The organism is Kitasatospora sp. NPDC023176, assembly GCF_055560495.1.
Genome location: NZ_JBVHIP010000012.1, coordinates 40,622 through 62,175 on the forward strand (window position 1 = coordinate 40,622; position 21,554 = coordinate 62,175).

Genomic DNA, 21,554 nt, shown 5'->3' on the forward strand with positions numbered 1-21,554 from the left:
TTCCCGCGATCCGGACACGAAGGGGACGCCTGAGGACCCACCGGGACCCACCAGGACGCCCGGGGAAGCCCAGGAACGCGAACGAGAACGCGAACGGGCACCGGCGCGCAGGTCGTGCGCGCTGGTGCCCGTGGTGAGCAGGGGGCGCCCGGTCGCTCCGGGCGCTCCCGGTTACTCCGGACGCTTCAGCCGGGTGATGAACTTGTAGCGGTCGCCGCGGTAGATGGAGCGCACCCACTCCACCGGGTCGCCGTCCGCGTCGAAGGAGTGCCGGGAGAGCTGCAGCATCGGCAGCCCGAGGTCGGAGCCGAGCAGCCCGGCCTCGCGCGGGTCGGCGAGGGTGGTCTCGATGGTCTCCTCGGCCTCGGCCACGGTGACTCCGTAGACCTCGCGCAGCGCCGCGTACAGCGAGTTGTGCTTGGCGAGGTTGCGCCGCAGAGCGGGGAAGCGCTTGGCGGAGAGGTGGGCGACCTCGATGGCCATCGGGTCGCCGTTGGCCAGCCGCAGCCGCTCGATCCGCAGGACCCGGCCGCCGGGCTTGATGTCCAGCAGCGGGGCGAGCCGGTCGTCGGCGGTGATGTAGCCGATCTCGATCAGTCGGGAGGTGGGCTCCAGGCCCTGGGCGCGCATGTCCTCCGTGTAGGAGGTGAGCTGCAGGGCCTGGGCGACCTTGGGCTTGGCCACGAAGGTGCCCTTGCCCTGGATGCGCTCCAACCGGCCCTCGACGACCAGTTCCTGCAGGGCCTGGCGGACGGTGGTGCGCGAGGTGTCGAACTGGGCGGCCAGCGCGCGCTCGGGCGGGACCGGGGTGCCCGCGGGCTGGGTCTCGGTGAGCTGGAGGAGGTGGCGCTTGAGGCCGTAGTACTTGGGGACGCGCGCGGTCGGGTCGGCGCCGGCCTGCGTCGGGAGGTTCTTCACCTCGGGGTCGTCGGCCTGGGCGGTGGATCCCCCGTCGCTGCTCATCGGACCTGTTCTCCCGCTTCTCGCGAGGCCTTTTACCGCCCCACCACATCGTTAACGGACCACATCGTTGCATGTATGGCTACGGAACGAATACCTCATCACGCGATGAACGATGTGCGGTGTCGGCTTGATAACGGGTGGTCGAGATCGGTCGAACAGCCGTTGACAGGCCCATTGGTCTAGGCCAAGCTCCAGGCATCTGGTCTACACCACTAGGCCGGTAACGATGAATCCCCCCACCCGTTCGAAGGGGCCCGCGGCACCTGTTCCTCCCGCTTTGCGCGGGTCTGCCGCTGCCACCCGACGGGGGTATCCCCAGGCATCCCTCAGGAGGATGGCGTGAAGCGTCAGCTCATCGCGGCGGTCGGCGTCGCGGCAATGGTCGTCGGTCTCGCGGCTTGTGGCTCGGACGGCAAGAAGAGTGACGGCGGATCGTCGTCGTCGTCCAACGCCGCCGACAAGTACAAGGGCAAGACGCTCAAGGTGTGGACGATGACCGGCTCGGCCCCCAAGGGCTGGACCGACGCGGTCAAGTCCGAGTTCGAGACCACCTACCCGGGCTCCAAGGTCGACTTCCAGACCCAGGAGTGGACCGACATCGGCCCGAAGGTCACCGCCGCGCTGTCCGAGGGCTCGGTCGACGTCCTGGAGATCGGCAACACCCAGACCGCCGGCTACGCCTCCACCGGCGGCCTGCTGGACATCACCAAGGACAAGTCCGCGCTGGGCGGCGACGGCTGGGCCGCCAACCAGAACGAGGCCGCGCTCCTGGACGGCAAGCAGTACGCCGCCCCGTGGTGGGTCTCCAACCGCGTGGTCGCGTACAACAAGGACCTCTGGAAGGCCGCGAACCTCACCGACGCGCCGAAGACCCTGGACGAGTTCTACGCCGACCTGGACAAGCTGAAGGCCACCCAGGGCGTCGCGGACCCGATCTACCTGCCCGGCCAGGAGTGGTACACCTACTTCGGCCTGCTCACCGGCGAGGGCGGCAAGATCGCCAAGAAGGACGGCGACAAGTGGGTCGGCGGCCTGTCCTCCCCCGAGGCGCAGAAGGCCTTCGAGACCTACAAGAAGCTGCAGAGCTACTCGGCCACCGGTCCGAAGGACAAGGACGAGGCCACCCCGCAGCAGAAGGACGTCTTCGCCAAGGGCAACGTCGGCACCATGATCGCCCTCGGCTGGGAGCTCCCGGACGAGAAGGACCTGCCCAAGGACAAGATCGGCTTCTTCCCGCTCCCGGGCAAGACCGCCGACAAGCCCTCCGGCGTGTTCCTCGGCGGCTCGAACCTCGCGATCGCCGCGCAGAGCAAGAACACCGACATGGCGAAGGACTTCCTGAAGATCGCCCTCAACGACAAGAACGAGGGCCTGGTCGCCGCGGCCGGCAACATCCCGAACAAGGCCGCGCTGAACAGCCAGCTCACCGGTGACTTCGCGAAGGCCGCCCAGACGGCCGCCGCGGTCGGCGGGATCACCCCGAACACCCCGAACTGGGCCAGCGTCGAGAACAAGCCGAACCCGATCAAGGACTTCCTGACCGCGGCCCTGCAGGGCGGCGACTACGCGGCCACCGCCAAGAAGTACGACGACGAGATCGCCAAGCGGCTCAACGAGAAGAACTAAAGCACTGAGCGGCGTCGCTCACCGGCCCCCGGCGGGGGGCCGGTGGGCGGCGCCCGTCCGTCGTGGCCGGGTTGTGAGGAAGTGAGAACGATGGCTGTGCATTCGGAGCGGGTGCAGACACAGTCCCCGGAGTCAGGGAAGGCTGTTGTGGCCGAGATTGACACCAGTGCCGCCGGCGGCAGGGCCGAGGGCGCCGCGCCGAAGCGCACCAGATCCGCGGGCGGCCCCGGCCTGGGTGCCCGCTTCGCCCCGTACCTGCTGCTGCTGCCGGCCACCGTGGCGACCATCGTCCTGCTGGGATGGCCGCTGCTGAAGACCGTCCTGCTGTCGTTCCAGAACCTCAACCGGCGCCAGCTGGTGATGCACCTGACCGAGTGGACGGGGTTCGACAACTACAAGGAGCAGCTGACCGACCCGGAGTTCTGGTCGGTCACCGGGCGCACCGTCGCCTTCACCCTGGTCAACGTGGTGCTGATCATGGTCGGCGGCACCCTGATCGGCCTGCTGCTCAACACCCTCGGCAAGAAGATGCGGCTGGCGCTGTCGGTCGCGCTGCTGATGGCCTGGGCGATGCCCGTCGTCGCCGCGACCACCGTCTACACCTGGCTGTTCGACGACCAGTGGGGCGTCGTCAACTGGTTCCTGGACAAGCTGGGTTGGCACTCGATGGCCGACTACAACTGGATGAGCGACGAGTACTCGACCTTCTTCGTCGTCATCCTGCTGATCGTCTGGCAGTCGATCCCCTTCGTGGCGTTCAACATGTACGCCGGCCTGACCACCATCCCCAAGGAGCTCTACGAGGCCGCCCGGATGGACGGCGCCGGCTCCTCGAAGATCTTCAGCTCGGTGATCTTCCCGAACCTGAAGCCGTTCTTCCTGGCCACGACCTTCCTCGAGGTCATCTGGGTGTTCAAGTCCTTCACCCAGATCTACGCGATCAACGGCGGCGGCCCCGAGAAGCTCACCCGGACCCTGCCCGTGCACGCCTTCCTGGAGGGCCAGGGCAGCCAGCACTACGGCGTCGGCGCCGCGATCGCGGTGCTCACCATCCTGATGCTGGGCGTCCTGATGGCCTACTACTTCCGCATCATGATCAAGCAGGAGGACGAGCTGTGAGGCGCTCTCTCTTCGGACGTACCTGGCCGAACGTGATCGCGGTCGTCCTCATCGTCTTCTTCATCTTCCCCGTCTACTGGATGATCGCGACCGCGTTCAAGCAGGACCGCGACATCATCAGCAAGACGCCGGTCTTCATCCCCTTCGACGGGACGTTCGAGCACTTCACCACCGCGGTGAACGCCCCGGACTTCTGGACGTACGTCACCAACAGCGTCACCGTCACGGTCGGGGCGGTGCTGATCTCCCTGGTGATCGCGACCCTGGCGTCGTTCGCCATCGCCCGGATGAAGTTCCGCGGCCGCAAGACCTTCGTGCTGGTCGTCATGCTGGCCCAGATGGCGCCCTGGGAGGTCATGACCATCGGCGCCTACATCATCTCCCGCGACAACGACATGCTGAACAGCCTGCTGCCGCTGACGCTCTTCTACATGATGATGATCCTGCCCTTCACCATCTGGACGCTGCGCGGCTTCATCGCCGCGGTGCCGAAGGAGCTGGAGGAGTCGGCCATGGTGGACGGCTGCACCCGCACCCAGGCCTTCGTGAAGGTGATCTTCCCGCTGCTGGCCCCGGGCCTGATGTCGACCTCGCTGTTCGGCTTCATCACGGCCTGGAACGAGTTCCCGCTCGTCCTGTGGCTGAACAAGGAGCAGGGCAAGACCCTCCCGCTGTGGCTGTCCTCCTTCAAGACGGCCTTCGGCAACGACTGGGGCGCGACCATGGCGGCCTCCACGATGTTCGCCGTCCCCGTGCTGATCCTGTTCGTCTTCCTGCAGCGCAAGGCGGTCGGCGGTCTGACCGACGGCGCCGTGAAGGGCTGAGTCACCGTGAGCATCCTCGTTCCCACCGTCCCGGACAGCGACCAGCTCCACCGGGACGCCCTGACCGTCCTGCAGCCCGGCTTCGTCGGCACCGAGCCGCCCGCCTGGCTGCGCCGCCACCTGGCCGCCGGGCTCGGCTCGGTCGCGCTGTTCGACCGTAACGTGGTCGACCTCGACCAGCTCTCCGCCCTCACCGGCTCGCTGCGCGCGGAGAACCCCGACCTCCTGATCGCGATCGACGAGGAGAGCGGCGACGTCACCCGGCTGGAGGCCGGCTCCGGCTCCTCCTGGCCGGGCAACCTGGCCCTCGGCGCGATCGACGACCCGGCGCTGACCCGGGACGTCGCCCGTGAGCTGGGCCGGGCGCTGGCCGCGGCCGGCGTCAACTACAACTGGGCGCCGACCGCGGACGTCAACTCCAACCCGCGCAACCCGGTCATCGGCGTCCGCTCCTTCGGCGCCGACCCGGAGCTGTGCGCCCGGCACACCGCCGCCTGGGTGGAGGGCCTGCAGTCGGCCGGCGTGGCGGCCTGCTCCAAGCACTTCCCCGGCCACGGCGACACCGCGGTGGACTCGCACCACGGCATGCCGGTCATCGACGTCGACCTGGACGTGCTGCGCGCCCGCGACCTGGTGCCGTTCCAGGCCGCGATCGCGGCCGGCACCAAGGCTGTGATGACCGCCCACATTATGGTCCCGGCGCTGGACCCGAAGCTGCCGGCCACCCTGAGCCCGACCGTGCTGCGCGACCTGCTGCGGGCCGCCCCGGCCGACGGCGGCCTCGGCTACCAGGGCCTGATCGTCAGTGACGCGATCGAGATGGGCGCCATCGCGGACACCTTCGGCATGGGCGAGGGCACCGTGCTGGCGCTGGCGGCCGGCGCGGACGCGATCTGCGTCGGCGGCGGGCTGGCCGACGAGGAGACGGTGCTGATGCTGCGCGACGCCATCGTGGCGGGCGTGCGCTCCGGCCGGCTCACCGAGGAGCGGCTGGCGAACGCCGCCGACCGGGTGCGGGCGCTGGGCAGTTGGGGCCGGATCGCGGCCCAGGGCGAGCAGGCCGAGCCGGACCTCGCGGTGGGCCTGCGGGCCGCCCGCCGGGCGCTGAAGGTGGTCCGGGCGCCGGGCCGCGAGGTGCTGCCGGTGAGCGAGCGCCCGTACGTGGCCTCCTTCTCGGACGAGCCGAACATCGCGGTCGGCGACGTGACCCCGTGGGGCGTGGCCGGCATGCTGGCCGACCGCTTCCCGGGCACCCGCACCCGTGAGGTGTCGGCCGCCGAGGCCGCGCCGGCGCTGCTGGACGCCCTGGTGGCCGAGCTGGTGGCGGGCGCCGAGGGCCGCCGGCTGGTGCTGGTGGTCCGGGACGCCCACCGGCACGCCTGGATGGCCGCCGCGCTGGCCCGCCTGGTGGCGGCCCGGCCGGACGCCGCGGTGGTGGAGATGGGCCTGCCCCAGTCCGAGCCGGTCGGCGCGCTGTACATCGCCACCCACGGCGCCGCCCGGGTCTGCGGGCTGGCGGCCGTGGAGGTGCTCACCGGGCAGCCGGGAGCGGTCGGCTGAGACCGGAAGGACGTCACCGGCCGGGTCCGGGAGGCGTCGGCCGACGGGCCCGTCATGCGCATGTCGCATGGCGGGCCCGTTCCGCTTCCCGGGCGTCGACCTGGGCTTGCGTCAGATGACCGTGCTCCCTCAAGAGAGCCTTAAATCCACCTTAAGTTCCACTGAGGGTGACGGCCCGGCGACTGATCGCCACGCGGTACAACGGCTCTGCAACAGCCTTGGCAGCAGGGCCTGTTGGCCGTTGACACCACCCTTGGTCTAGGCCAGAGTCCATGCATCCGGTTCGAAATTGAACCTCACCGGATGTGGTATCGCGCCCCCTTCGAAGCTCTTCGCCGCCCCCGCCCGGACTCTCCCGCCGCGGGCGCCAATCACGCTGTCGGCGGGCACCACCGTTCTTGGACAACCCTCGGAGGATGGCGTGAAGAAGCGTCAGCTCGTGTCGACGCTCGGGACCATCGCACTGGCGGTCGGACTGACGGCCTGTTCCTCGTCCGGATCACCCTCGGGTGACGGCAAGAACGCCTCCTCGGACCCGAAGGCCGCCACCGGCACCGTCACCGTCTGGCTGATGGACGACGCCCAGAAGAACTGGCCGGACCTCGTCCAGCGGGTCAACGACGAGTTCGCGGCGAAGTACCCGGGCATCAGCCTCAAGCTGGTCTACCAGGGCTGGGCCGACAAGGTCGGCAAGCTCGACCGGGCCCTCGCCGACGGCAGCGCCCCCGACGTGGTCGAACTCGGCAACACCGAGACCATGAAGTACGTGCTCTCCGGCGCGCTCGCCCCGGTGGACCGCACCACCTTCGACAACTCCGACAGCTGGATCAAGGCGCTCGCCAACACCTGTACGTACCAGGACAAGCTGTGGTGCGTGCCGTACTACGCCGGCGCCCGGGTCGCCGTCTTCAACTCCGCCTCCTTCCAACAGGCCACCGGCAGCGCCGAGTTCCCCAAGAGCGAGACCGAACTGCTGACCGCGCTGGACCGGATCGCCGACAAGAACAAGGCGGACAAGACCTTCTCGCCGCTCTACCTGCCCGGCCCGTACTGGTACGCCGCGATGAGCTACGTGGCCGCGTACGGCGGCAGCATCGCCAAGTTCGACAGCTCCGGCAACTGGCACGGCACCCTGCACGACGCCAAGTCCCAGCAGGGCATCAGCCACTTCGCCGACCTCGTCCGCAAGTACAACAAGGGCGACCTGACGCAGAACGAGCAGAACCAGTTCGAGTCGATGGCGCGCGGGCACGCCGCGTCCTTCTACGGCAACGGCTACGAGGCGGCCAGCGTCACCGCGCCGGTCACCGGCGACCCGACCCTCAAGGACGCCGTCAAGGTCGCCACCATGCCCGGGCCGGACGGCAAGCCGCTGCCGACCTTCATCGGCGGCTCCGACCTCGCCGTCACCGCCAAGTCCCCGCAGGTCGCGCCGGCCACCGACTGGATCCGGATGTTCACCAGCACCAAGTCCGAACAGGCGCTGGCCGACAAGGACATCCTGCCGAACAACCTCACCCAGCTGAACCCGCTGAAGAACAAGCCCACCACCGCCGCCGCGGCCAACGCCGTCCCGGACGCCTGGTTCACCCCGCTGGCCCCCGGCTGGGGCGCGGTGGAGAAGCAGAAGATCATCCCCGACATGCTGACCGCGATCCTCAAGGGCAAGTCCGTCGACCAGGCCACCAAGGACGCCGACGCCGCGATCGACCAGCTGATCAACAACCCGTCCTGACGCCCGCTCCGCCCCGCCGCGCCGCCCCTCGCCGGGCCGCCCCACCCACCTCCGGGCGGGGCGGTCGCGGGGGTGCCGCGCCGGGTGCGCGCTCGTAGGATTGCGCAGCAGGAACCGCAGCGAGTGTGCGGACTCGCCGCCGTAGAGGTCCCCGTCGGGCAACCCGCCCGGGCGGGGTCGACCCATCTCATCGGAGGCAACCCAGATGTCCGACCCGCAGACTGTTTCCGTCCCCGGCCGGATCATGGCGGCGGAGATGGCCGAGCAGCCGGCCGTCCTCCAGCGCATCCTCGACGAGGGGGCGCCGAAGATCCGCGAGGTCGCGGCCGGGATCGCCGCCCGCAGCCCGCGCTTCGTCCTGCTGACCGCGCGCGGAACGTCCGACAACGCGGCGCTCTACGCCAAGTACCTGATCGAGATCCTGCTCGGCAAGCCGGCCGGCCTGACCTCGATGTCCACCACCACCGCCTACGGCGCCAAGCCGGACCTCACCGACGTCCTGGTGATCACCGTCAGCCAGTCCGGCGGCTCGCCGGACCTGGTCGCCTCCACCAAGGCCGCCCGCGAGGCCGGGGCGATCACCCTCGCCGTCACCAACAACCCCGACTCCCCGCTCGCCGAGGTCTCCGAGTTCCACATCGACGTGCTGGCCGGCCCGGAGAAGGCGCTGCCGGCCACCAAGACCTACACCGCCGAACTGCTGGCCCTCTACCTGCTGGTCGAGGGCCTGCGGGGCGGGGACGGCTCGGCCGCCAAGGAGCTGCCGGCCCTGGCCGCCGGGGTGCTGTCCCGCCAGGCCGAGGTGCGGGCGCTGGCCGAGCGCTACCGCTTCGCCCAGCGGCTGGTCATCACCTCGCGCGGCTACGGCTACCCGACCGCCCGCGAGGCGGCGCTCAAGCTGATGGAGACCACCTACATCCCGGCCACCCCGTTCTCCGGCGCCGACCTGCTGCACGGCCCGCTGGCCATGGTGGACAACGTCTCGCCGGTGATCGCGATCGTCCCGGACGGCAAGGGCGGCGAGGCCCTCCAGCCGGTGCTGGACCGGCTGCGCGGCCGCGGCGCGGACCTCGTGGTGATCGGCCAGCAGGCCCAGGTGGACGCCGCCTCGGCGGGCTTCGCGCTGCCGGCCGGCGTGCCCGAGGAGGTCCAGCCGATCCTGGAGATCCTGCCGCTGCAGCAGCTGGCCTACGAGGTCACCATCGCCCGCGGTCAGGACCCGGACGCCCCGCGCGCCCTCGCCAAGGTCACCGAGACCCACTGAGGCTGGTACTCGCCCGCTCGCCTCCGGGGCTGGTACTCGCCCGCTCGCCTCTGGGGCTGGTACTCGCCCGCTCGCCTCTGGGCCGCTCGGGTCCGGTGCCGACGGTCGGCGGGCGCTGCGCCACCTCCTTCGTCGGCAGCTTGGCCCTTCTCCCTTTCGGCACCGGCGCGCCCCTTCGGCTCGGGGCTGGTACTCGCCCGCTCGCCTCCGGGCCGCTCGGACCCGGTGCCGACGGTCGGCGCTCCGGCGCTCGTGCCTCGCTGGTCGCTTCTCCCTTTCGGCACCGGCGCGCCCCTTCGGCTCGGGGCGGTATGGACGGGTCCGGCCCCCTGTCCACAGGCTGTGGACAGGGGGCCGGGCCGCTGAGCGGCGGAACGTGGCTTCGGGGGAGGGGAGGTGCCGGTGGACGTCACGGCCCCTGCGGCCCCGCGGCTCGGGGTGGGACTCGGGTGGCCGCCCTCCTCCCGCTGTCCCCGCCGGAGGCGAAAACGCACTACGGGCCACGGCGCCGACACGGGACCCTCAACCCATGCGGCACCGCAGCCCGGAGCTGTCGTCGGGCACCGGTGTCGATCGAGAACTGTGCGGGGTCCTCGTTCGTCGGCGTCCGACCGAGGAGAAGCCGCGCGCGGTCAGGGCAGTTGCGCGGTGGCATCTCCTTGGTGCGCTTCCATTGTGGACTAGACCAATCTGGGTTGTCCAGGTCGCCCGGCAAATTGGTCTAAACAACTCCGGACAGTCATCCACCGCCACCACACGGTCCGCCGAGCCCGCCGCCGGCCGGCGGCGCTACCCTCGCCATGTGCCCTCGTTGAACGAACTCGTCCGCCGCCACACCACCCTGACCGGGGCGGACGTGGAATGGCTCCACATGCTGGTCTCGGAGTGGCAGCTGCTCTCCGACCTCTCCTTCGCCGACCTGGTGCTGTGGATCCCCACCTGGGACGGCATCCGCTACGTCTCGGTGGCGCAGATGCGGCCCAACACCGGGCCCACCTCCTACCAGGACGACATGGTCGGCCACCTCGTCCCGCGCGGGCGCCGCCCGCTGCTGGACGCCGCCTTCGACGAGGGGCGGATCGTGCGCGAGGGCGACCCGGAGTGGCGCGAGGAGGTCCCGGTCCGGGTCGAGTCGATCCCGGTCCGGCGCGAGGGCAAGGTGCTCGGGGTGATCGCCCGCAACACCAACCTGCTGACCGTGCGCACCCCCAGCCGGCTGGAGCTCACCTACCTGCAGAGCGCCTCCGACCTGGCCCAGATGATCGCGGCCGGCAGCTTCCCGTACCCCGGTGTCGAGCAGGCCGACATGGACGCCGCGCCCCGGGTCGGCGACGGCCTGATCCGGGTGGACGCGGACGGCATCGTCACCTACGCCAGCCCCAACGCGCTCTCCGCCTACCATCGGCTCGGCCTCACCACCGACCTGGTCGGCAGCCACCTCGGCCGGGCCACCGCGGAGCTCGTCCCGCCGTCCCGTTCGGCCGTTCACGAGGCGCTGGTGAAGCTGGCCAGCGGCTGGGCACCCCGGCAGACCGAGGTGGAGGTGCAGGGGGGAGTGGTGACCCTGCGGGCGATCCCGCTCAAGCCCAAGGGCGTCCTGACCGGTTCGCTGGTGCTCTGCCGGGACGTCACCGAGCTGCGCCGCCGCGACCGCGAACTGATGACCAAGGACGCCACCATCCGGGAGATCCACCACCGGGTGAAGAACAACCTGCAGACCGTCGCCGCCCTGCTGCGGCTGCAGTCCCGCCGGATGGAGTCCGAGTCCGGCCGGGCAGCGCTGGACGAGGCGGTGCGCCGGGTCGGCTCGATCGCGATCGTGCACGAGACGCTCTCCCAGGCGCTGGACGAGCAGGTGGCCTTCGACGAGATCGCCGACCGGGTGCTGGCGATGGTCATGGAGCTGTCCCAGGACGGCCGGGTGGCGACCCGCCGCAGCGGCAGCTTCGGCATCCTCTCCGCCGAGGTGGCCACCCCGCTGTCGATGGTGCTGACCGAGCTGCTGCAGAACGCCCTGGAACACGCTTTCGGTCCGACGGCCTCCGGGAACCTGGAGGTGAGCGCGCTGCGCGGCCGGGCCCCGGCGACCGGCAAGGGCTGGTCGGACAGCTGGAACGGCGGTGCCCGGCCGGAGGAGTACCTGCTGATCACCGTGCAGGACGACGGCCGCGGCATGCCGGAGGGCTTCGACCCGAAGACGGCCGGCAACCTCGGGCTGCAGATCGTCCGGACGCTGGCCACCGGGGAGCTGGGTGGCACCTTCGACATGGTGGCCGGTCCGGACGGCGGGACCAAGGTGATCCTGGAGATCCCGGTCCGCTGATTTCTTGGCGCACTCGGGTGTGCGGCAGGGGCGTGCGCTCGACGGAAGCGCCGGGTGCACGCTCCGCGAGCCTCACCGTCGCTCGGGCGCGCGGACAGGCGCGCGGATGCAGGGGCGCGGGCACGGAGGCGCGGGAACGGGCGCGGAAACAGAAACGAGGCCCTGTCGACCGGGGGGGGTGGGTCGACAGGGCCTCTCAACCCGTTCCGGCCGTCGGGGGGAGTCGGCCGGAACGGGGGCTCTGGGTGGTGCGACACCTCGCATGTGCGTTGCACACGGTGAGCGCCATAGCTCCACAATATTGCTCTAAGTGAACAGTATCAAGTGGCTGGACGGTCCGGTGTCGCGGGACCTCGCTGGGCAAGATCCTTGGTGCGGAAGGCTTCACCAGGAAGTGCAGGGAAGCCTTTGATCATGTGTTGATCGGTGTGGATCGGTCCTGCGGTTACTGCTGGTACTACGGCGTGTGACGGATGCTGCCGATCAGGCGGTGCGGGCGCGGTTGCGGGCGGCACGGCGCTTCATCGCGCGACGCTCGTCCTCGCTCATGCCGCCCCAGACGCCGGCGTCCTGGCCGGTCTCGAGAGCCCACTGGAGACACTGCTCCATCACCGGGCAGCGGCGGCACACGGCCTTGGCTTCCTCGATCTGCAGCAGAGCAGGACCGGTGTTCCCGATCGGGAAGAACAGCTCCGGGTCCTCTTCGCGGCAGACAGCGCGGTGGCGCCAGTCCATGGTCGTCCAACTCCTCCTGCCGCGGGGGTGGCCCGATCGGCATAATCGAATGGCTTGTGAATGTGAACGCTTTCACGAATCCCACAACAGCAAAAGAGACCAAAGGCCCATCGGGCCCGGGTGGTCTGTGCTGGGAGGGGATTCGGCGATTCGAGGGACACTCCGCGGTCGGCGCTCCTGTGGTTCCGGAGTTGCCGTCGCTGCGATGTGTCCCGATCGCCATGTAGAGGTTCGCAAACCTCGGGCTCGGATACAACCCCCTTCGGGGAGGAATTTTTGATTCTTCGGTGTCGCCTAGCTCACAGCCAGTACTTCTATGGAGTGAAGGGGGCTTGTGCGTTCGAGAAGAAGGGCGAAGCCCACTTCCGGTCACACAATCACACGCAGTGCCCGCCGTACGCCTGTGAAACTGACGCGCCTCCGGTCTCCAAGATGGTCCCCGTCCACCTGGAACGGGGCGGGTTCCTGGGAAACCAAGGTGAAGTGTTTGACGTCGTGATAGGAGACGACGTGCTTTCCGGACGGGCCGACCGGCGGGGCGCCGTCGCTCGAAGGCCCGTACGACCGCAGGATCTGACGGACCGTTCGAGCGGTACCGAACGCCGTCATACGGGTGATCCCGAAGACGTCGAGATCCGTGTCGAAGGAGGCGAGCGGTGAGGGGAAGACCGGACGGTTGCCGAGGAACGTCCACGGCGAGGTGTTGCTGACTATCGTCAACACCAGGCCCGGAACGGCCTCGTGGCCCGGAATCTCCAGGGCCACCGGGCCCGATCGGCGTTGCTCACGCTGGGTGAGGTAGTGCCGGAGGGCCTGCCCCACGTACAGGGCGTGGGTGGACTTGCGCCCGGCCCGCCGCTGCTCCTCGACCCGGCCGACCACCCCCGCGTCGAAGCCGAGGCCGGCGGTGAAGGTGAACCAGCGGTCCGGAAGCCCCTCGGTCATCGCCTTGCCCAGTCCGATCGGCCGCTCGCGCCCCCGCTCCAGCGCGTTCAGCAGGGCGCCGGTGGCCTCCACCGGGTCGTTCGGCAGGCCCAGCGCGCGGGCGAAGACATTGGTCGAACCGCCCGGCACCACGGCCAGTCGCGGGACCTTCTCGCTCGGGCCGTTCGTCAGCAGCCCGTTCACCACCTCGTTGACGGTGCCGTCCCCGCCGAGCGCAACCACCAGGTCGACCGTGCCGTCCTGCGCCGCCTCCCGGGCCAGATCGCGCGCGTGGCCCCGGTACTGCGTCTCGGCGACGTCCAGCTTGAGGTCGCTGCGCAGGGCGTGGATCAGTACGTCCCTGGTCCGGCCACTGGTGGTGGTGGCCTTGTGGTTCACGACCAGGAGAGCGCGCATGGGGAAAGCCTACGGGGCGGTACGGACCGACCGGCGGCTACCCTGCTGGAGTGACCGCAGAAACCACCGCCCCCGCACCCGCCCGCCCGGTCCCGCTCACCCTGGGCGCCGCCATCACCGCTCTGGAGGGCGCCGCGCTGGCCGTCGTCGGCGTCTCGGACATGGTGTCCGCGCTGTCCGGCCAGGCCAAGCAGCTGGCCCTGAACGAGTTCGGCGGCCTGGTGATCGTGCTGCTCGGGGTGCTGCCGATACTGGCCGCCCGCGCGCTGCTCAAGGGGCGCCGCTGGGGCCGCAGCCCGGCCGTGCTGACCAACTCGATCTGCCTGCCGGTCGCTTACTACATGGTCCAGAGCGGCGGCGCGATGATCGCGGTCGGCGTGCTGGTCGGCCTGCTCGGCCTGGTGGGCATCGGCGCGCTGCTGAACCCGAGCTCGACGGCGGCCCTGTACGCCCCGCAGGAGGACTGAGCGCCCCCCGACACGCCCCGAACAGAACGGACGGCCGCCGCAGCTCGGAGCTGCGGCGGCCGTCCGTCTTGTCACTGCTACTGCTACTGCTGTCACTCCTCCACGAGGAGCTTCTCCCGCAGCTGGGCCAGGGTCCGCGCCAGCAGCCGGGACACGTGCATCTGGGAGATCCCCACCTCGGCGGCGATCTGCGACTGGGTCATGTTCCGGAAGAACCGCAGCACCAGGATCTTCTGCTCCCGGGGCGGCAGTTGGGCCAGCAGCGGCTTGAGCGACTCGCGGTACTCGACGCCCTCCAGCGCCTCGTCGGTGGCGCCCAGGGTGTCCGCGACGGCCGGCGACTCGTCGTCGCTGTCCGGCACGTCCAGGGACAGCGTGGAGTACGCGTTGGCGGACTCCAGGCCCTCCAGGACGTCCTCCTCGGAGATGCCCAGGTGCTCGGCCAGCTCGTGCACCGTGGGGGAGCGGCCGTGCCGCTGGGAGAGCTCGCTGGTCGCCGTGGTGAGCGACAGCCGCAGCTCCTGCAGGCGGCGCGGGACGCGCACCGCCCAGCCCTTGTCGCGGAAGTGCCGCTTGATCTCGCCGACGATGGTCGGCGTCGCGTAGGTGGAGAACTCGACCCCGCGCTCGTGGTCGAAGCGGTCCACCGACTTGATCAGTCCGATGGTGGCGACCTGGGTCAGGTCGTCCAGCGGCTCGCCCCGGTTGCGGAACCGCCGGGCCAGGTGCTCCACCAGCGGGATGTGCATCCGCACCAGCTGGTTGCGCAGCTCGACGCGCTCCGGGGAGCCCTCGGGCAGCCCGGACAGCCGGACGAACAGCGCGCGGGCGGCCTCCCGGTCCGGCGCGCCGGAGCGGTGTGAGCCCTGGGCGGGCACGGCGCCGTGCAGCTCCGTGGCCTCCTCCGCCGCCGCCGGTTCCGGCGTGGGAGGGGAGTCGGGCGTCGGCTCGGACGTCGGCTCGGTCGGGTGGCTCATCCGGTGGGCGTCCTTCGGGTGCGCTTCGTCGTTGGCGGCGAGGCCGGAAACGCTCGCCTGGGTCGGTACGGCAGGTCCCGCCGTCGCGAGGCCGGTACGGTCCAGATCACTCACGGCCATTCCCCCGTTCCGTTCCGGGAGCACCGGGGCCTCGGCCCCGGCATCGTCTCGTTGGTCGTACCGCGTGGGGGGCGGTACCGGGAGCCGCCCGTCGGGCCCCGGGTGGGGAACGGCGGACGGCCCTTGCAGGGTGCTGCTCGGTGCCCGGTCAGTGGACGGCGGAGCCGCCGCGCTTCTTGTGCAGGCTGATCGTGACGGTGTTGTCCTCGGCGACCGAGGAGTCCACCTCGCCGGCCAGCGCGGAGAGCACCGTCCAGGCGAAGGTGTCCCGCTCGGGCGCCTTGCCGTCCGTGGTGGGAGCGGCGACGGTCACCTTCAACGAGTCGCCGACCAGGCGGAATTCGCAGGACAACACGGAGCCGGGCACCGCCTGCTGGAGCAGGATGGCGCAGGCCTCGTCGACCGCGATCCGCAGGTCCTCGATCTCGTCGAGGGTGAAGTCCAACCGGGCCGCGAGCCCGGCCGTCGCTGTTCGCAGCACGGAGAGGTATGCCCCTGCCGCGGGCAGCCGGACCTCGACAAAGTCCTGAACGCCGAGATCGCTGTCGATCTGGGACACCCTTGCCTCCTGGGTGACGCGCTGTACTTGCTTGGTACCCCCGAGGGGGCGTCCTCCGCACCCGGTGCGGGAGTTACTCATGGTAAGGCATTGCGACGCAGGGTGGCAGGGTCTTTACCCCTACTCCGTGCGTCCGTTCAACGGGCACCGGCGGCCTTGAGTGCCGCGTCGGTGAGCCGGTAGACCGTCCAGCCGTTTATCGGCACCGCGCCGAGCGACTTGTAGAAGTCGATCGAGGGCTGGTTCCAGTCGAGCACCGACCACTCCACCCGCGCGTAGCCGCGTTCCACGGCGATCCGGGCCAGCTCCAGCAGGAGCGCCTTGCCGTGGCCGCCGCCGCGGGCCGAGGGGCGGACGTACAGGTCCTCCAGGTAGATCCCGTGGGTGCCGCGCCAGGTCGAGAAGTTGAGGAACCAGAGCGCGAAGCCGACCGGCTCGCCGGTGGCCCCGTCCTCCGCGATCAGGCCGAACAGCGCCGGGTCGGCGCCGAACAGCGCCTCGCGCAGCTGATCCTCGGTGGCCACCGCCTCCTGCGGGGCCTTCTCGTAGGCCGCCAGTTCGCGGATCATGGCCAGGATGACGGGAACGTCGGTGACGACGGCGGTGCGGATCATGCCGTGAGCCTACTGCTCCGGCCCCGTCTCGTCCCAGGCCTGGACGGAGGTCTGGTCGACGATCCGGCCGTCCCGCAGGCCGGCCATCGACGCCATCAGCACCCGCACGCCGTCGGGGTAGCGGCAGGACTCCAGGAACGCGACCTGGTCGCCCTGGATCACCACCTGTTCCAGCTTGTGGGTCATCTCGCGGCCGTAGACGTCGCTGAGCATGGCGCCGATCTCGTCCCGCCCGTGCATCACCAGGGGGTGGCTGGGCTGGGTCTTGCGGTCGACCACGCGCAGCTCGGCGTCCTCGGCGTAGAGCGCCAGCAGGGTCTCGGCGTCACGGCGTTCGATGCCCTCGCGCAGGGCGCGGGCGTCGAAGGCGGTGGGGGCCGCCATGGTGGTCATGGTCCTCGCTCCTTCGGTCGGCTCCGTCGGTTCGCACCTTCGAGCCTACGCCCGGCGGGCCCGACCGGAACGGGGCGCGATCCCGGCCGGTCAGCGGGCCGGGACGGTGCGCAGGAAGTCGGCCAGGGTGCTGACCGCGGCCGGGTTGCGCGGGCTCTCGACCAGGTCGACGTAGTCCATGACGACGATCCGGTCGTTCTTGACCGCGGAGACCTCGGCCAGCGGCGGGAAGGACTTGAGGAACTTCCGCTTCTCCTCGGCCCCCGGCGTCGCGTAGTCGTTGATCACGATCACCTCGGGGTCGCGCCGCACCACGCTCTCCCAGCCGGCGGTGACCCAGGTGTCCGCCAGGTCGCCCATGATGTTGGTCCCGCCGGCCTTGTCGATGATCTCGTTCGCGGCGGCGAACCTCCCGGCGGTGTACGGCTTGTCCTGCCCGCTGTCGTACAGGAAGACGGACGGGCGGCGCTCGGGCCGGGGGACGGCGGCGATCGTCGCCCTGGACTCGGCGATCAGCTTGTCGGCGCGGTCCTTGACGTCGAAGATCGCGCCGAGGTTGGCCAGGTCGGTGTAGAGCGCCTCCAGCGGGTCCATCACCCCGCGTTCGGAGCCCTTGCCGCTGCGGCAGGACTCGCTGAGCACGTACGAGTCGACGCCGAGCGCCTTGAACGCCTCGGGGGTGACGCCGCTGCCCTCGACGAAGCCGTAGTGCCAGCCGGCGAACACCAGGTCGGCCCTGGCGTCCAGGGCGATCTCCTTGGTGAGCACCTTCTTGGAGAGCCAGGTGGTCTGCTGGTAGCCGTCCTTCCAGGGCACCTTGTCGACCCGGCCCTTGTCGTCGGGCATCACGTAGCCGGCCATCCGGTCGGCGAGGCCGAGGGAGAGCATCAGCTCGGTGATGTTGACGTCGTTGGTCACCACCCGGGCGGGCTTCCGCGCGAAGGTGAGCCGCTCGCCGCAGTTCTCCACGGTCACCGGGTAGTGGGCGGAGGCGGCGGCGCCGCCGGCCTCGCCCGGGGCGATCTCGGCGCCGCAGGCGGTCAGTCCGAGGGTGAGCAGGGCGGTGGCGGCAACGGCCTTGGTACGCACGCTTGTTCCTTCCGGGGTGGTGAGCGGGGTGGTGGACGGGGTGCGGGCGGGGGTGCGGGCGGGCTCAGGCGAGGCGGTCGAACAGCAGCTGGAGGGCGCCGGTGTCCGGGTGCCGGACGGGGGTGGCCCGGACGCCGAACACCTCGGCCAGCAGGTCCGGCCGGAGCACCTCCTCGGGCGTGCCGGCGGCGACGATCCGGCCGGCCGTCAGCACGTACAGCCGGTCGCAGTGGCCGGCCGCCAGGTTGAGGTCGTGCAGCGCGGTGAGCACCGTCGGCCCGGCCGCGCGGGCGAGGGCCAGCACCTCCAACTGGTGGGCGATGTCCAGGTGGTTGGTGGGTTCGTCCAGCACCAGCAGGCGCGGTTCCTGGACGAGCGCGCGGGCGATCAGCACCCGCTGCTTCTCGCCGCCGGACAGGCTCGGGAAGCCGCGCTCGGCGAGGTGCCCGGCCCCGACCCCGCGCAGCGCGGCCGCGCAGCTCTCCCGGTCCGCGTCGCTCGGGCCGCCGAGGCCGCGCCGGTGCGGCAGCCGGCCCATGGCGACCACCTCGGCCACCGTGAAGTCGAACTCGGCGGGGTGCTCCTGGGTCAGCGCGGCCACCCGGCGGGCCGCCTGGCGCGCGGTGAGCACGTGCAGGTCGTCGCCGTCCAGCCGGACCGTCCCGCCGGCCGGCCGCAGCACCCGGTAGACGCAGCGCAGCAGGGTCGACTTGCCGCTGCCGTTCGGGCCGATCAGTCCGATCACCTGCCCGGCGGCGGCCGCCAGGCTCACCTCTTGGACGAGCCGGGCGCCGGCCAGCTCCACCGAGACGCCGTCGACGCGCAGTTCCTCGGCCGGGCTCGTGCCCTTCGCCGGGCTCATCGCCCACCCCCGAAGGCCTGGCCGCGCCGGCGCATCATCAACAGGAAGGCGGGCACCCCGAGCACCGCGGTGAACACCCCGACCGGCAGTTCGGCGGGCGCCAGCAGGGTGCGCGAGGCGATGTCCACCCAGACCAGCAGCAGCGCCCCGGCGAGCGGCGCGATCACCAGCACCCGGCGGTGCCCGGCGCCGACCAGCATCCGGGCCAGGTGCGGCATCAGCAGTCCGACGAAGCCGATCGCCCCGCTGACCGCGACCACGGTGCCGGTGACGGCGGCGGTCACCACGAACAGCTCCCGGCGCAGCCGGTCCGGGTCCACGCCGAGCGAGGCGGAGGTCTCGTCGCCCATCGCGAGCGCGTCCAACCGCCCGGCGGCGCAGGCCAGATAGGCCAGTCCGGCGAGGACGGTGCAGGCGGCGATCGGCACCGAGCCCCAGGTGGCGCCGCCGAGGCTGCCGAGCAGCCACATCATGGCGTCCCGGGCGGCCTCGGCGTGGTCGGCGGAGAAGACCATCAGGGTGGTGACGGCGGAGAAGCCGTAGGAGAGCGCGGTGCCGGTGAGCACCAGCCGCAGCGGGGTGAGCCCGTACGCGGTGCGGGCGGCGAGGTAGACCAGCACCATGGCGACCAGCGCGGAGCCGAACGCGGAGACGGAGATCGCCCACACCCCGAGCGAGGCGAAGGCGCCGAGCAGCAGGACGGCGTTGGCGCCGACGGCGGCGCCGGAGGAGATGCCGAGCACGAAGGGGTCGGCGAGGGCGTTGCGCACCAGGGCCTGGACGGCGACGCCGGTGGCGGCCAGTCCGCCGCCGACCACGGCGGCCAGCAGGGTGCGCGGCAGCCGGATCTCCCAGACGATCGCGTACGCCGCGGCCTCGTCGGCGTCCAGCCGACCGCCCGTCAGTCCGGCGCCCAACAGCCTCAGGACGTGAGGGAGTTCGATGCCGGAGGCGCCGAAGGCGGCCCCGCAGACCAGGGATGCCAGCAGGGCGACGCCGAGGCCGGCGGCGAGCGGGAGGGTCGGTGTTCGGCGAACGGGGTCACTCACGTGCGGTCGCGCCTTGCCTCGGGCCGCAGGGTGTGCCGGGGCGGGCGCCGGCCGGGGGCGTGCCCGGGCGCCATCCCCTCGCAGTCCGCGGCGAGTCGTCGGGAGTCCAGCGGCCGAGGGCGATCGGGCTGGCGCGGTCCTACGGACCGTGCTCACCGTTGCGGGTCAGCGCCGGATTCACACCGGACTTCCCCCTCGGACGCCCTGGCAGCATAACAGCCACTCAGGCTAGGCAACCCTTACCAGGGGTGGGCCGGACGTGAACGCACGACCGCCCCCGTCCGAACGGTGCGGACGGGGGCGGCCGGGTGGCGACGCGTCAGGCTCAGGCCTGCTTGGTCTCCCAGAAGATCTTGTCGACCTCGGCGATCAGGTCCAGCAGGGCCTGGCCGGTGGCCGGGTCGGTGGACGCCTTGGCGGCCGAGGCGGCCTTCAGGGTGTCGTTGATCAGCTGGTGCAGCTGCGGGTACTTCTCGAAGTGCGGGGCCTTGAAGTAGTCGCTCCACAGCACCGAGATGTGGTGCTTGACGGCCTCGGCGCGCTGCTCCTTGATGATGATGGCGCGGGCGCGGAAGTGCGCGTCCTCGTTGGCCTGGTACTTCTCCTGGGTGGCCTTGACCGACTCGGCCTCCAGCTTGGCCTGCGCGGGGTCGTACACGCCGCAGGGCAGGTCGCAGTGGGCGTGAGCGGTGGCGCGCGGTGCAAACAGACGAGAGAACATGGGAGTCCTTCCTTAGATCGTCTTCCCGCGCCCGAGATTACCCTTCCGCCCTCGGGGTTTCGCGGCCGGGCGGCGGGCCTAGGGCAAAAGGCGGACCCTGAACCGGGGTAATCCGGACATCGAACGGATGACGGTCCGTACGGCAGACTGGGGCGGTCGGTCCGGGAGGAGGAGCCATGGCGCGGAGCACGGAACCGCAGGGCGGCGCGGGCGGTGGCGCGGTGCCGTTCGGGCTGGTCGACGTGTCGGGCCCGTCGATGGTCCCGACCCTGCGCGAGGGCGACCAGCTGCTGGTCCGCTACGGTGCGCCGATCCGCCCCGGCGCGGTGGTGCTGTTCCGCCACCCCTTCCAGCAGGACCTGCTGGTGGTGAAGCGGGCCGCCGAGCGCCGGCCGAAGGGCTGGTGGCTGCTGTCCGACAACCGCCCGGTCGACAGCGACAGCCGCAGCTACGGCCCCGTCCCGGACGACCTGGTACTCGGCCGGGTGCTGCTGCGGCTGCGCCCGAGCCCGGCCTGGCTGGCGCCGGGCCGCGGGCTGGAGCGGCTGCTGCTCGGCCCCCGGCTGGCCCGGGTGCCGGGCCTGGCCCGCCGCCTCGGGGTGTTCGTCGACGAGGCCTAGCTCCCCGAGTGCAGTGCCGCCTCGGCCTCCTGGCGCTTGCGGGCCCGGTACGCGGCGACGTTGGCGCGGGTCGCGCAGCGGTCGGAGCAGTAGCGGCGGGAGCGGTTGGTCGAGGTGTCCAGGTAGGCGTTGCGGCAGGGCGCGGCCTGGCAGATGCCGAGCCGGTCGGCGCCCAGCTCGGTGAGGTGGACGGCCAGGCCCATGCAGGCGACGGCGCTGAAGTGGGCGGTGGCGGTCGGTGAGTTGTCGGCCAGGTGCAGGTGCCAGCGCGGCCGGCCGGCGTCGTCCAGGTAGTCGTGCCCGGAGACCAGCGGGCTGACGGGGTACTCCATCAGCAGGCTGTTCAGCAGGTCGACGCCCCGGATCTCGTCGCCCTCGGCGGCGGCCTCGAACACCCCGCGCAGCCTGGTCCGCACCGCCCGCAGCCGGGGCACGTCGGACTCGTCGGCCAGCGCGGCGGCGCGGGAGGAGTCGGAGAACAGGGCGCGCACCGCGTCCACCGAGGTCAGTGCGTCGGTGCCGCGCTCGGGTTCCTCGGTGTTCACCAGCCGAACGGCGAGGTCGGCGTACGAGGCGAGCTCCACGGCGGTCCT

General features: G+C 71.1%; 21 protein-coding genes and 1 riboswitch. Of the genes, 9 read left to right on the plus strand and 12 right to left on the minus strand.

Annotation, left to right across the window (positions count from 1 at the left end; all coding sequences use genetic code 11):
* Nucleotides 1-171: 171 nt before the first annotated feature.
* On the minus strand, nucleotides 172-963 hold the full coding sequence (locus ACZ3YL_RS18635; RefSeq protein ID WP_223243191.1) for a GntR family transcriptional regulator: 792 nt from the start codon (nucleotides 961-963) through the stop codon (nucleotides 172-174).
* 339 nt (nucleotides 964-1,302) lie between these two features.
* On the opposite strand from ACZ3YL_RS18635, the gene ACZ3YL_RS18640 reads away from it, so the two are divergent.
* From ACZ3YL_RS18640 to ACZ3YL_RS18670, 7 genes are all read left to right on the plus strand, one after another.
* Nucleotides 1,303-2,589: an extracellular solute-binding protein gene (locus tag ACZ3YL_RS18640; protein WP_188308435.1), complete on the plus strand. Its 1,287-nt coding sequence runs from the start codon at nucleotides 1,303-1,305 to the stop codon at nucleotides 2,587-2,589.
* A 90-nt stretch (nucleotides 2,590-2,679) separates the two neighbouring features.
* Nucleotides 2,680-3,708 carry a carbohydrate ABC transporter permease gene (locus ACZ3YL_RS18645; protein WP_465658518.1) on the plus strand — a complete coding sequence of 343 codons (1,029 nt, stop codon included), beginning with the start codon at nucleotides 2,680-2,682 and terminating at the stop codon, nucleotides 3,706-3,708.
* Nucleotides 3,705-4,532: a carbohydrate ABC transporter permease gene (locus ACZ3YL_RS18650; protein ID WP_188308433.1), complete on the plus strand. Its 828-nt coding sequence runs from the start codon at nucleotides 3,705-3,707 to the stop codon at nucleotides 4,530-4,532. The genes ACZ3YL_RS18645 and ACZ3YL_RS18650 overlap by 4 nt, the downstream gene beginning before the upstream one ends.
* A gap of 6 nt (nucleotides 4,533-4,538) precedes the next feature.
* On the plus strand, nucleotides 4,539-6,092 hold the full coding sequence (locus ACZ3YL_RS18655) for a glycoside hydrolase family 3 protein (RefSeq protein ID WP_465658520.1): 1,554 nt from the start codon (nucleotides 4,539-4,541) through the stop codon (nucleotides 6,090-6,092).
* Nucleotides 6,093-6,513: 421 nt separating this feature from the next.
* The gene (locus ACZ3YL_RS18660; protein WP_188308431.1) at nucleotides 6,514-7,827 is read left to right on the plus strand and encodes an extracellular solute-binding protein; all 1,314 of its coding nucleotides are present in this window, start codon (nucleotides 6,514-6,516) and stop codon (nucleotides 7,825-7,827) included.
* A 205-nt stretch (nucleotides 7,828-8,032) separates the two neighbouring features.
* Nucleotides 8,033-9,091 carry an SIS domain-containing protein gene (locus tag ACZ3YL_RS18665; protein WP_188308430.1) on the plus strand — a complete coding sequence of 353 codons (1,059 nt, stop codon included), beginning with the start codon at nucleotides 8,033-8,035 and terminating at the stop codon, nucleotides 9,089-9,091.
* Nucleotides 9,092-9,893: 802 nt separating this feature from the next.
* Nucleotides 9,894-11,414, plus strand: coding sequence for a sensor histidine kinase (locus ACZ3YL_RS18670; RefSeq protein ID WP_317621381.1), 1,521 nt, complete (start codon nucleotides 9,894-9,896; stop codon nucleotides 11,412-11,414).
* Between the two features lie 483 nt (nucleotides 11,415-11,897).
* Here the strand turns inward: ACZ3YL_RS18670 and ACZ3YL_RS18675 are convergent, their stop codons facing one another.
* Together ACZ3YL_RS18675 and ACZ3YL_RS18680 are read right to left on the minus strand one after the other, a co-directional pair.
* Nucleotides 11,898-12,149 carry a WhiB family transcriptional regulator gene (locus tag ACZ3YL_RS18675; RefSeq protein ID WP_014138019.1) on the minus strand — a complete coding sequence of 84 codons (252 nt, stop codon included), beginning with the start codon at nucleotides 12,147-12,149 and terminating at the stop codon, nucleotides 11,898-11,900.
* A 369-nt stretch (nucleotides 12,150-12,518) separates the two neighbouring features.
* Nucleotides 12,519-13,490, minus strand: coding sequence for a diacylglycerol/lipid kinase family protein (locus ACZ3YL_RS18680; protein WP_188308429.1), 972 nt, complete (start codon nucleotides 13,488-13,490; stop codon nucleotides 12,519-12,521).
* A gap of 50 nt (nucleotides 13,491-13,540) precedes the next feature.
* On the opposite strand from ACZ3YL_RS18680, the gene ACZ3YL_RS18685 reads away from it, so the two are divergent.
* Nucleotides 13,541-13,957 (plus strand): hypothetical protein, encoded by a 417-nt coding sequence (locus ACZ3YL_RS18685; RefSeq protein ID WP_188308428.1) that lies wholly within the window; start codon nucleotides 13,541-13,543, stop codon nucleotides 13,955-13,957.
* Nucleotides 13,958-14,049: 92 nt separating this feature from the next.
* Here ACZ3YL_RS18685 and ACZ3YL_RS18690 read toward each other — a convergent pair whose 3' ends face one another.
* The 8 genes from ACZ3YL_RS18690 to sodN all read right to left on the minus strand — a co-directional run bounded on the left by ACZ3YL_RS18690 (nucleotide 14,050) and on the right by sodN (nucleotide 20,341).
* A complete protein-coding gene (locus ACZ3YL_RS18690; protein WP_317621380.1) occupies nucleotides 14,050-15,048 on the minus strand; it encodes an RNA polymerase sigma factor SigF in 999 nt (332 codons plus the stop codon).
* A 154-nt stretch (nucleotides 15,049-15,202) separates the two neighbouring features.
* On the minus strand, nucleotides 15,203-15,613 hold the full coding sequence (locus ACZ3YL_RS18695; RefSeq protein ID WP_188308426.1) for an ATP-binding protein: 411 nt from the start codon (nucleotides 15,611-15,613) through the stop codon (nucleotides 15,203-15,205).
* Between the two features lie 137 nt (nucleotides 15,614-15,750).
* Entirely contained in the window at nucleotides 15,751-16,227 is a 477-nt protein-coding gene (locus ACZ3YL_RS18700; protein ID WP_465658524.1) for a GNAT family N-acetyltransferase, read from the minus strand.
* Between the two features lie 9 nt (nucleotides 16,228-16,236).
* A complete protein-coding gene (locus tag ACZ3YL_RS18705) occupies nucleotides 16,237-16,620 on the minus strand; it encodes a nuclear transport factor 2 family protein (RefSeq protein WP_188308424.1) in 384 nt (127 codons plus the stop codon).
* A 90-nt stretch (nucleotides 16,621-16,710) separates the two neighbouring features.
* A complete protein-coding gene (locus ACZ3YL_RS18710; RefSeq protein WP_188308423.1) occupies nucleotides 16,711-17,709 on the minus strand; it encodes an ABC transporter substrate-binding protein in 999 nt (332 codons plus the stop codon).
* 64 nt (nucleotides 17,710-17,773) lie between these two features.
* Nucleotides 17,774-18,571, minus strand: coding sequence for an ABC transporter ATP-binding protein (locus ACZ3YL_RS18715; RefSeq protein WP_465658527.1), 798 nt, complete (start codon nucleotides 18,569-18,571; stop codon nucleotides 17,774-17,776).
* A complete protein-coding gene (locus ACZ3YL_RS18720) occupies nucleotides 18,568-19,620 on the minus strand; it encodes a FecCD family ABC transporter permease (protein ID WP_188308421.1) in 1,053 nt (350 codons plus the stop codon). The genes ACZ3YL_RS18715 and ACZ3YL_RS18720 overlap by 4 nt, the downstream gene beginning before the upstream one ends.
* A 97-nt stretch (nucleotides 19,621-19,717) precedes the next feature.
* A riboswitch (cobalamin riboswitch) is annotated at nucleotides 19,718-19,856 on the minus strand.
* 89 nt (nucleotides 19,857-19,945) lie between these two features.
* Nucleotides 19,946-20,341 (minus strand): superoxide dismutase, Ni, encoded by a 396-nt coding sequence (gene sodN / locus ACZ3YL_RS18725; protein ID WP_188308420.1) that lies wholly within the window; start codon nucleotides 20,339-20,341, stop codon nucleotides 19,946-19,948.
* A gap of 176 nt (nucleotides 20,342-20,517) precedes the next feature.
* On the opposite strand from sodN, the gene sodX reads away from it, so the two are divergent.
* Nucleotides 20,518-20,961: a nickel-type superoxide dismutase maturation protease gene (gene sodX, locus ACZ3YL_RS18730; RefSeq protein WP_188308419.1), complete on the plus strand. Its 444-nt coding sequence runs from the start codon at nucleotides 20,518-20,520 to the stop codon at nucleotides 20,959-20,961.
* Here the strand turns inward: sodX and ACZ3YL_RS18735 are convergent.
* Nucleotides 20,958-21,545, minus strand: coding sequence for a CGNR zinc finger domain-containing protein (locus tag ACZ3YL_RS18735; protein ID WP_188308418.1), 588 nt, complete (start codon nucleotides 21,543-21,545; stop codon nucleotides 20,958-20,960). The two genes, sodX and ACZ3YL_RS18735, sit on opposite strands and share 4 nt — an antisense overlap.
* Nucleotides 21,546-21,554 lie beyond the last annotated feature (9 nt).

Coding starts and splice junctions, on each gene's coding strand:
- ACZ3YL_RS18635 (WP_223243191.1), bottom strand. CDS start 963: ATGAGCAGCGACGGGGGATCCACCGCCCAGGCCGACGACCCCGAGGTG.
- ACZ3YL_RS18645 (WP_465658518.1), top strand. CDS start 2,680: ATGGCTGTGCATTCGGAGCGGGTGCAGACACAGTCCCCGGAGTCAGGG.
- ACZ3YL_RS18665 (WP_188308430.1), top strand. CDS start 8,033: ATGTCCGACCCGCAGACTGTTTCCGTCCCCGGCCGGATCATGGCGGCG.
- ACZ3YL_RS18675 (WP_014138019.1), bottom strand. CDS start 12,149: ATGGACTGGCGCCACCGCGCTGTCTGCCGCGAAGAGGACCCGGAGCTG.
- ACZ3YL_RS18680 (WP_188308429.1), bottom strand. CDS start 13,490: ATGCGCGCTCTCCTGGTCGTGAACCACAAGGCCACCACCACCAGTGGC.
- ACZ3YL_RS18700 (WP_465658524.1), bottom strand. CDS start 16,227: ATGATCCGCACCGCCGTCGTCACCGACGTTCCCGTCATCCTGGCCATG.
- ACZ3YL_RS18705 (WP_188308424.1), bottom strand. CDS start 16,620: ATGACCACCATGGCGGCCCCCACCGCCTTCGACGCCCGCGCCCTGCGC.
- ACZ3YL_RS18715 (WP_465658527.1), bottom strand. CDS start 18,571: ATGAGCCCGGCGAAGGGCACGAGCCCGGCCGAGGAACTGCGCGTCGAC.
- sodN (WP_188308420.1), bottom strand. CDS start 20,341: ATGTTCTCTCGTCTGTTTGCACCGCGCGCCACCGCTCACGCCCACTGC.
- sodX (WP_188308419.1), top strand. CDS start 20,518: ATGGCGCGGAGCACGGAACCGCAGGGCGGCGCGGGCGGTGGCGCGGTG.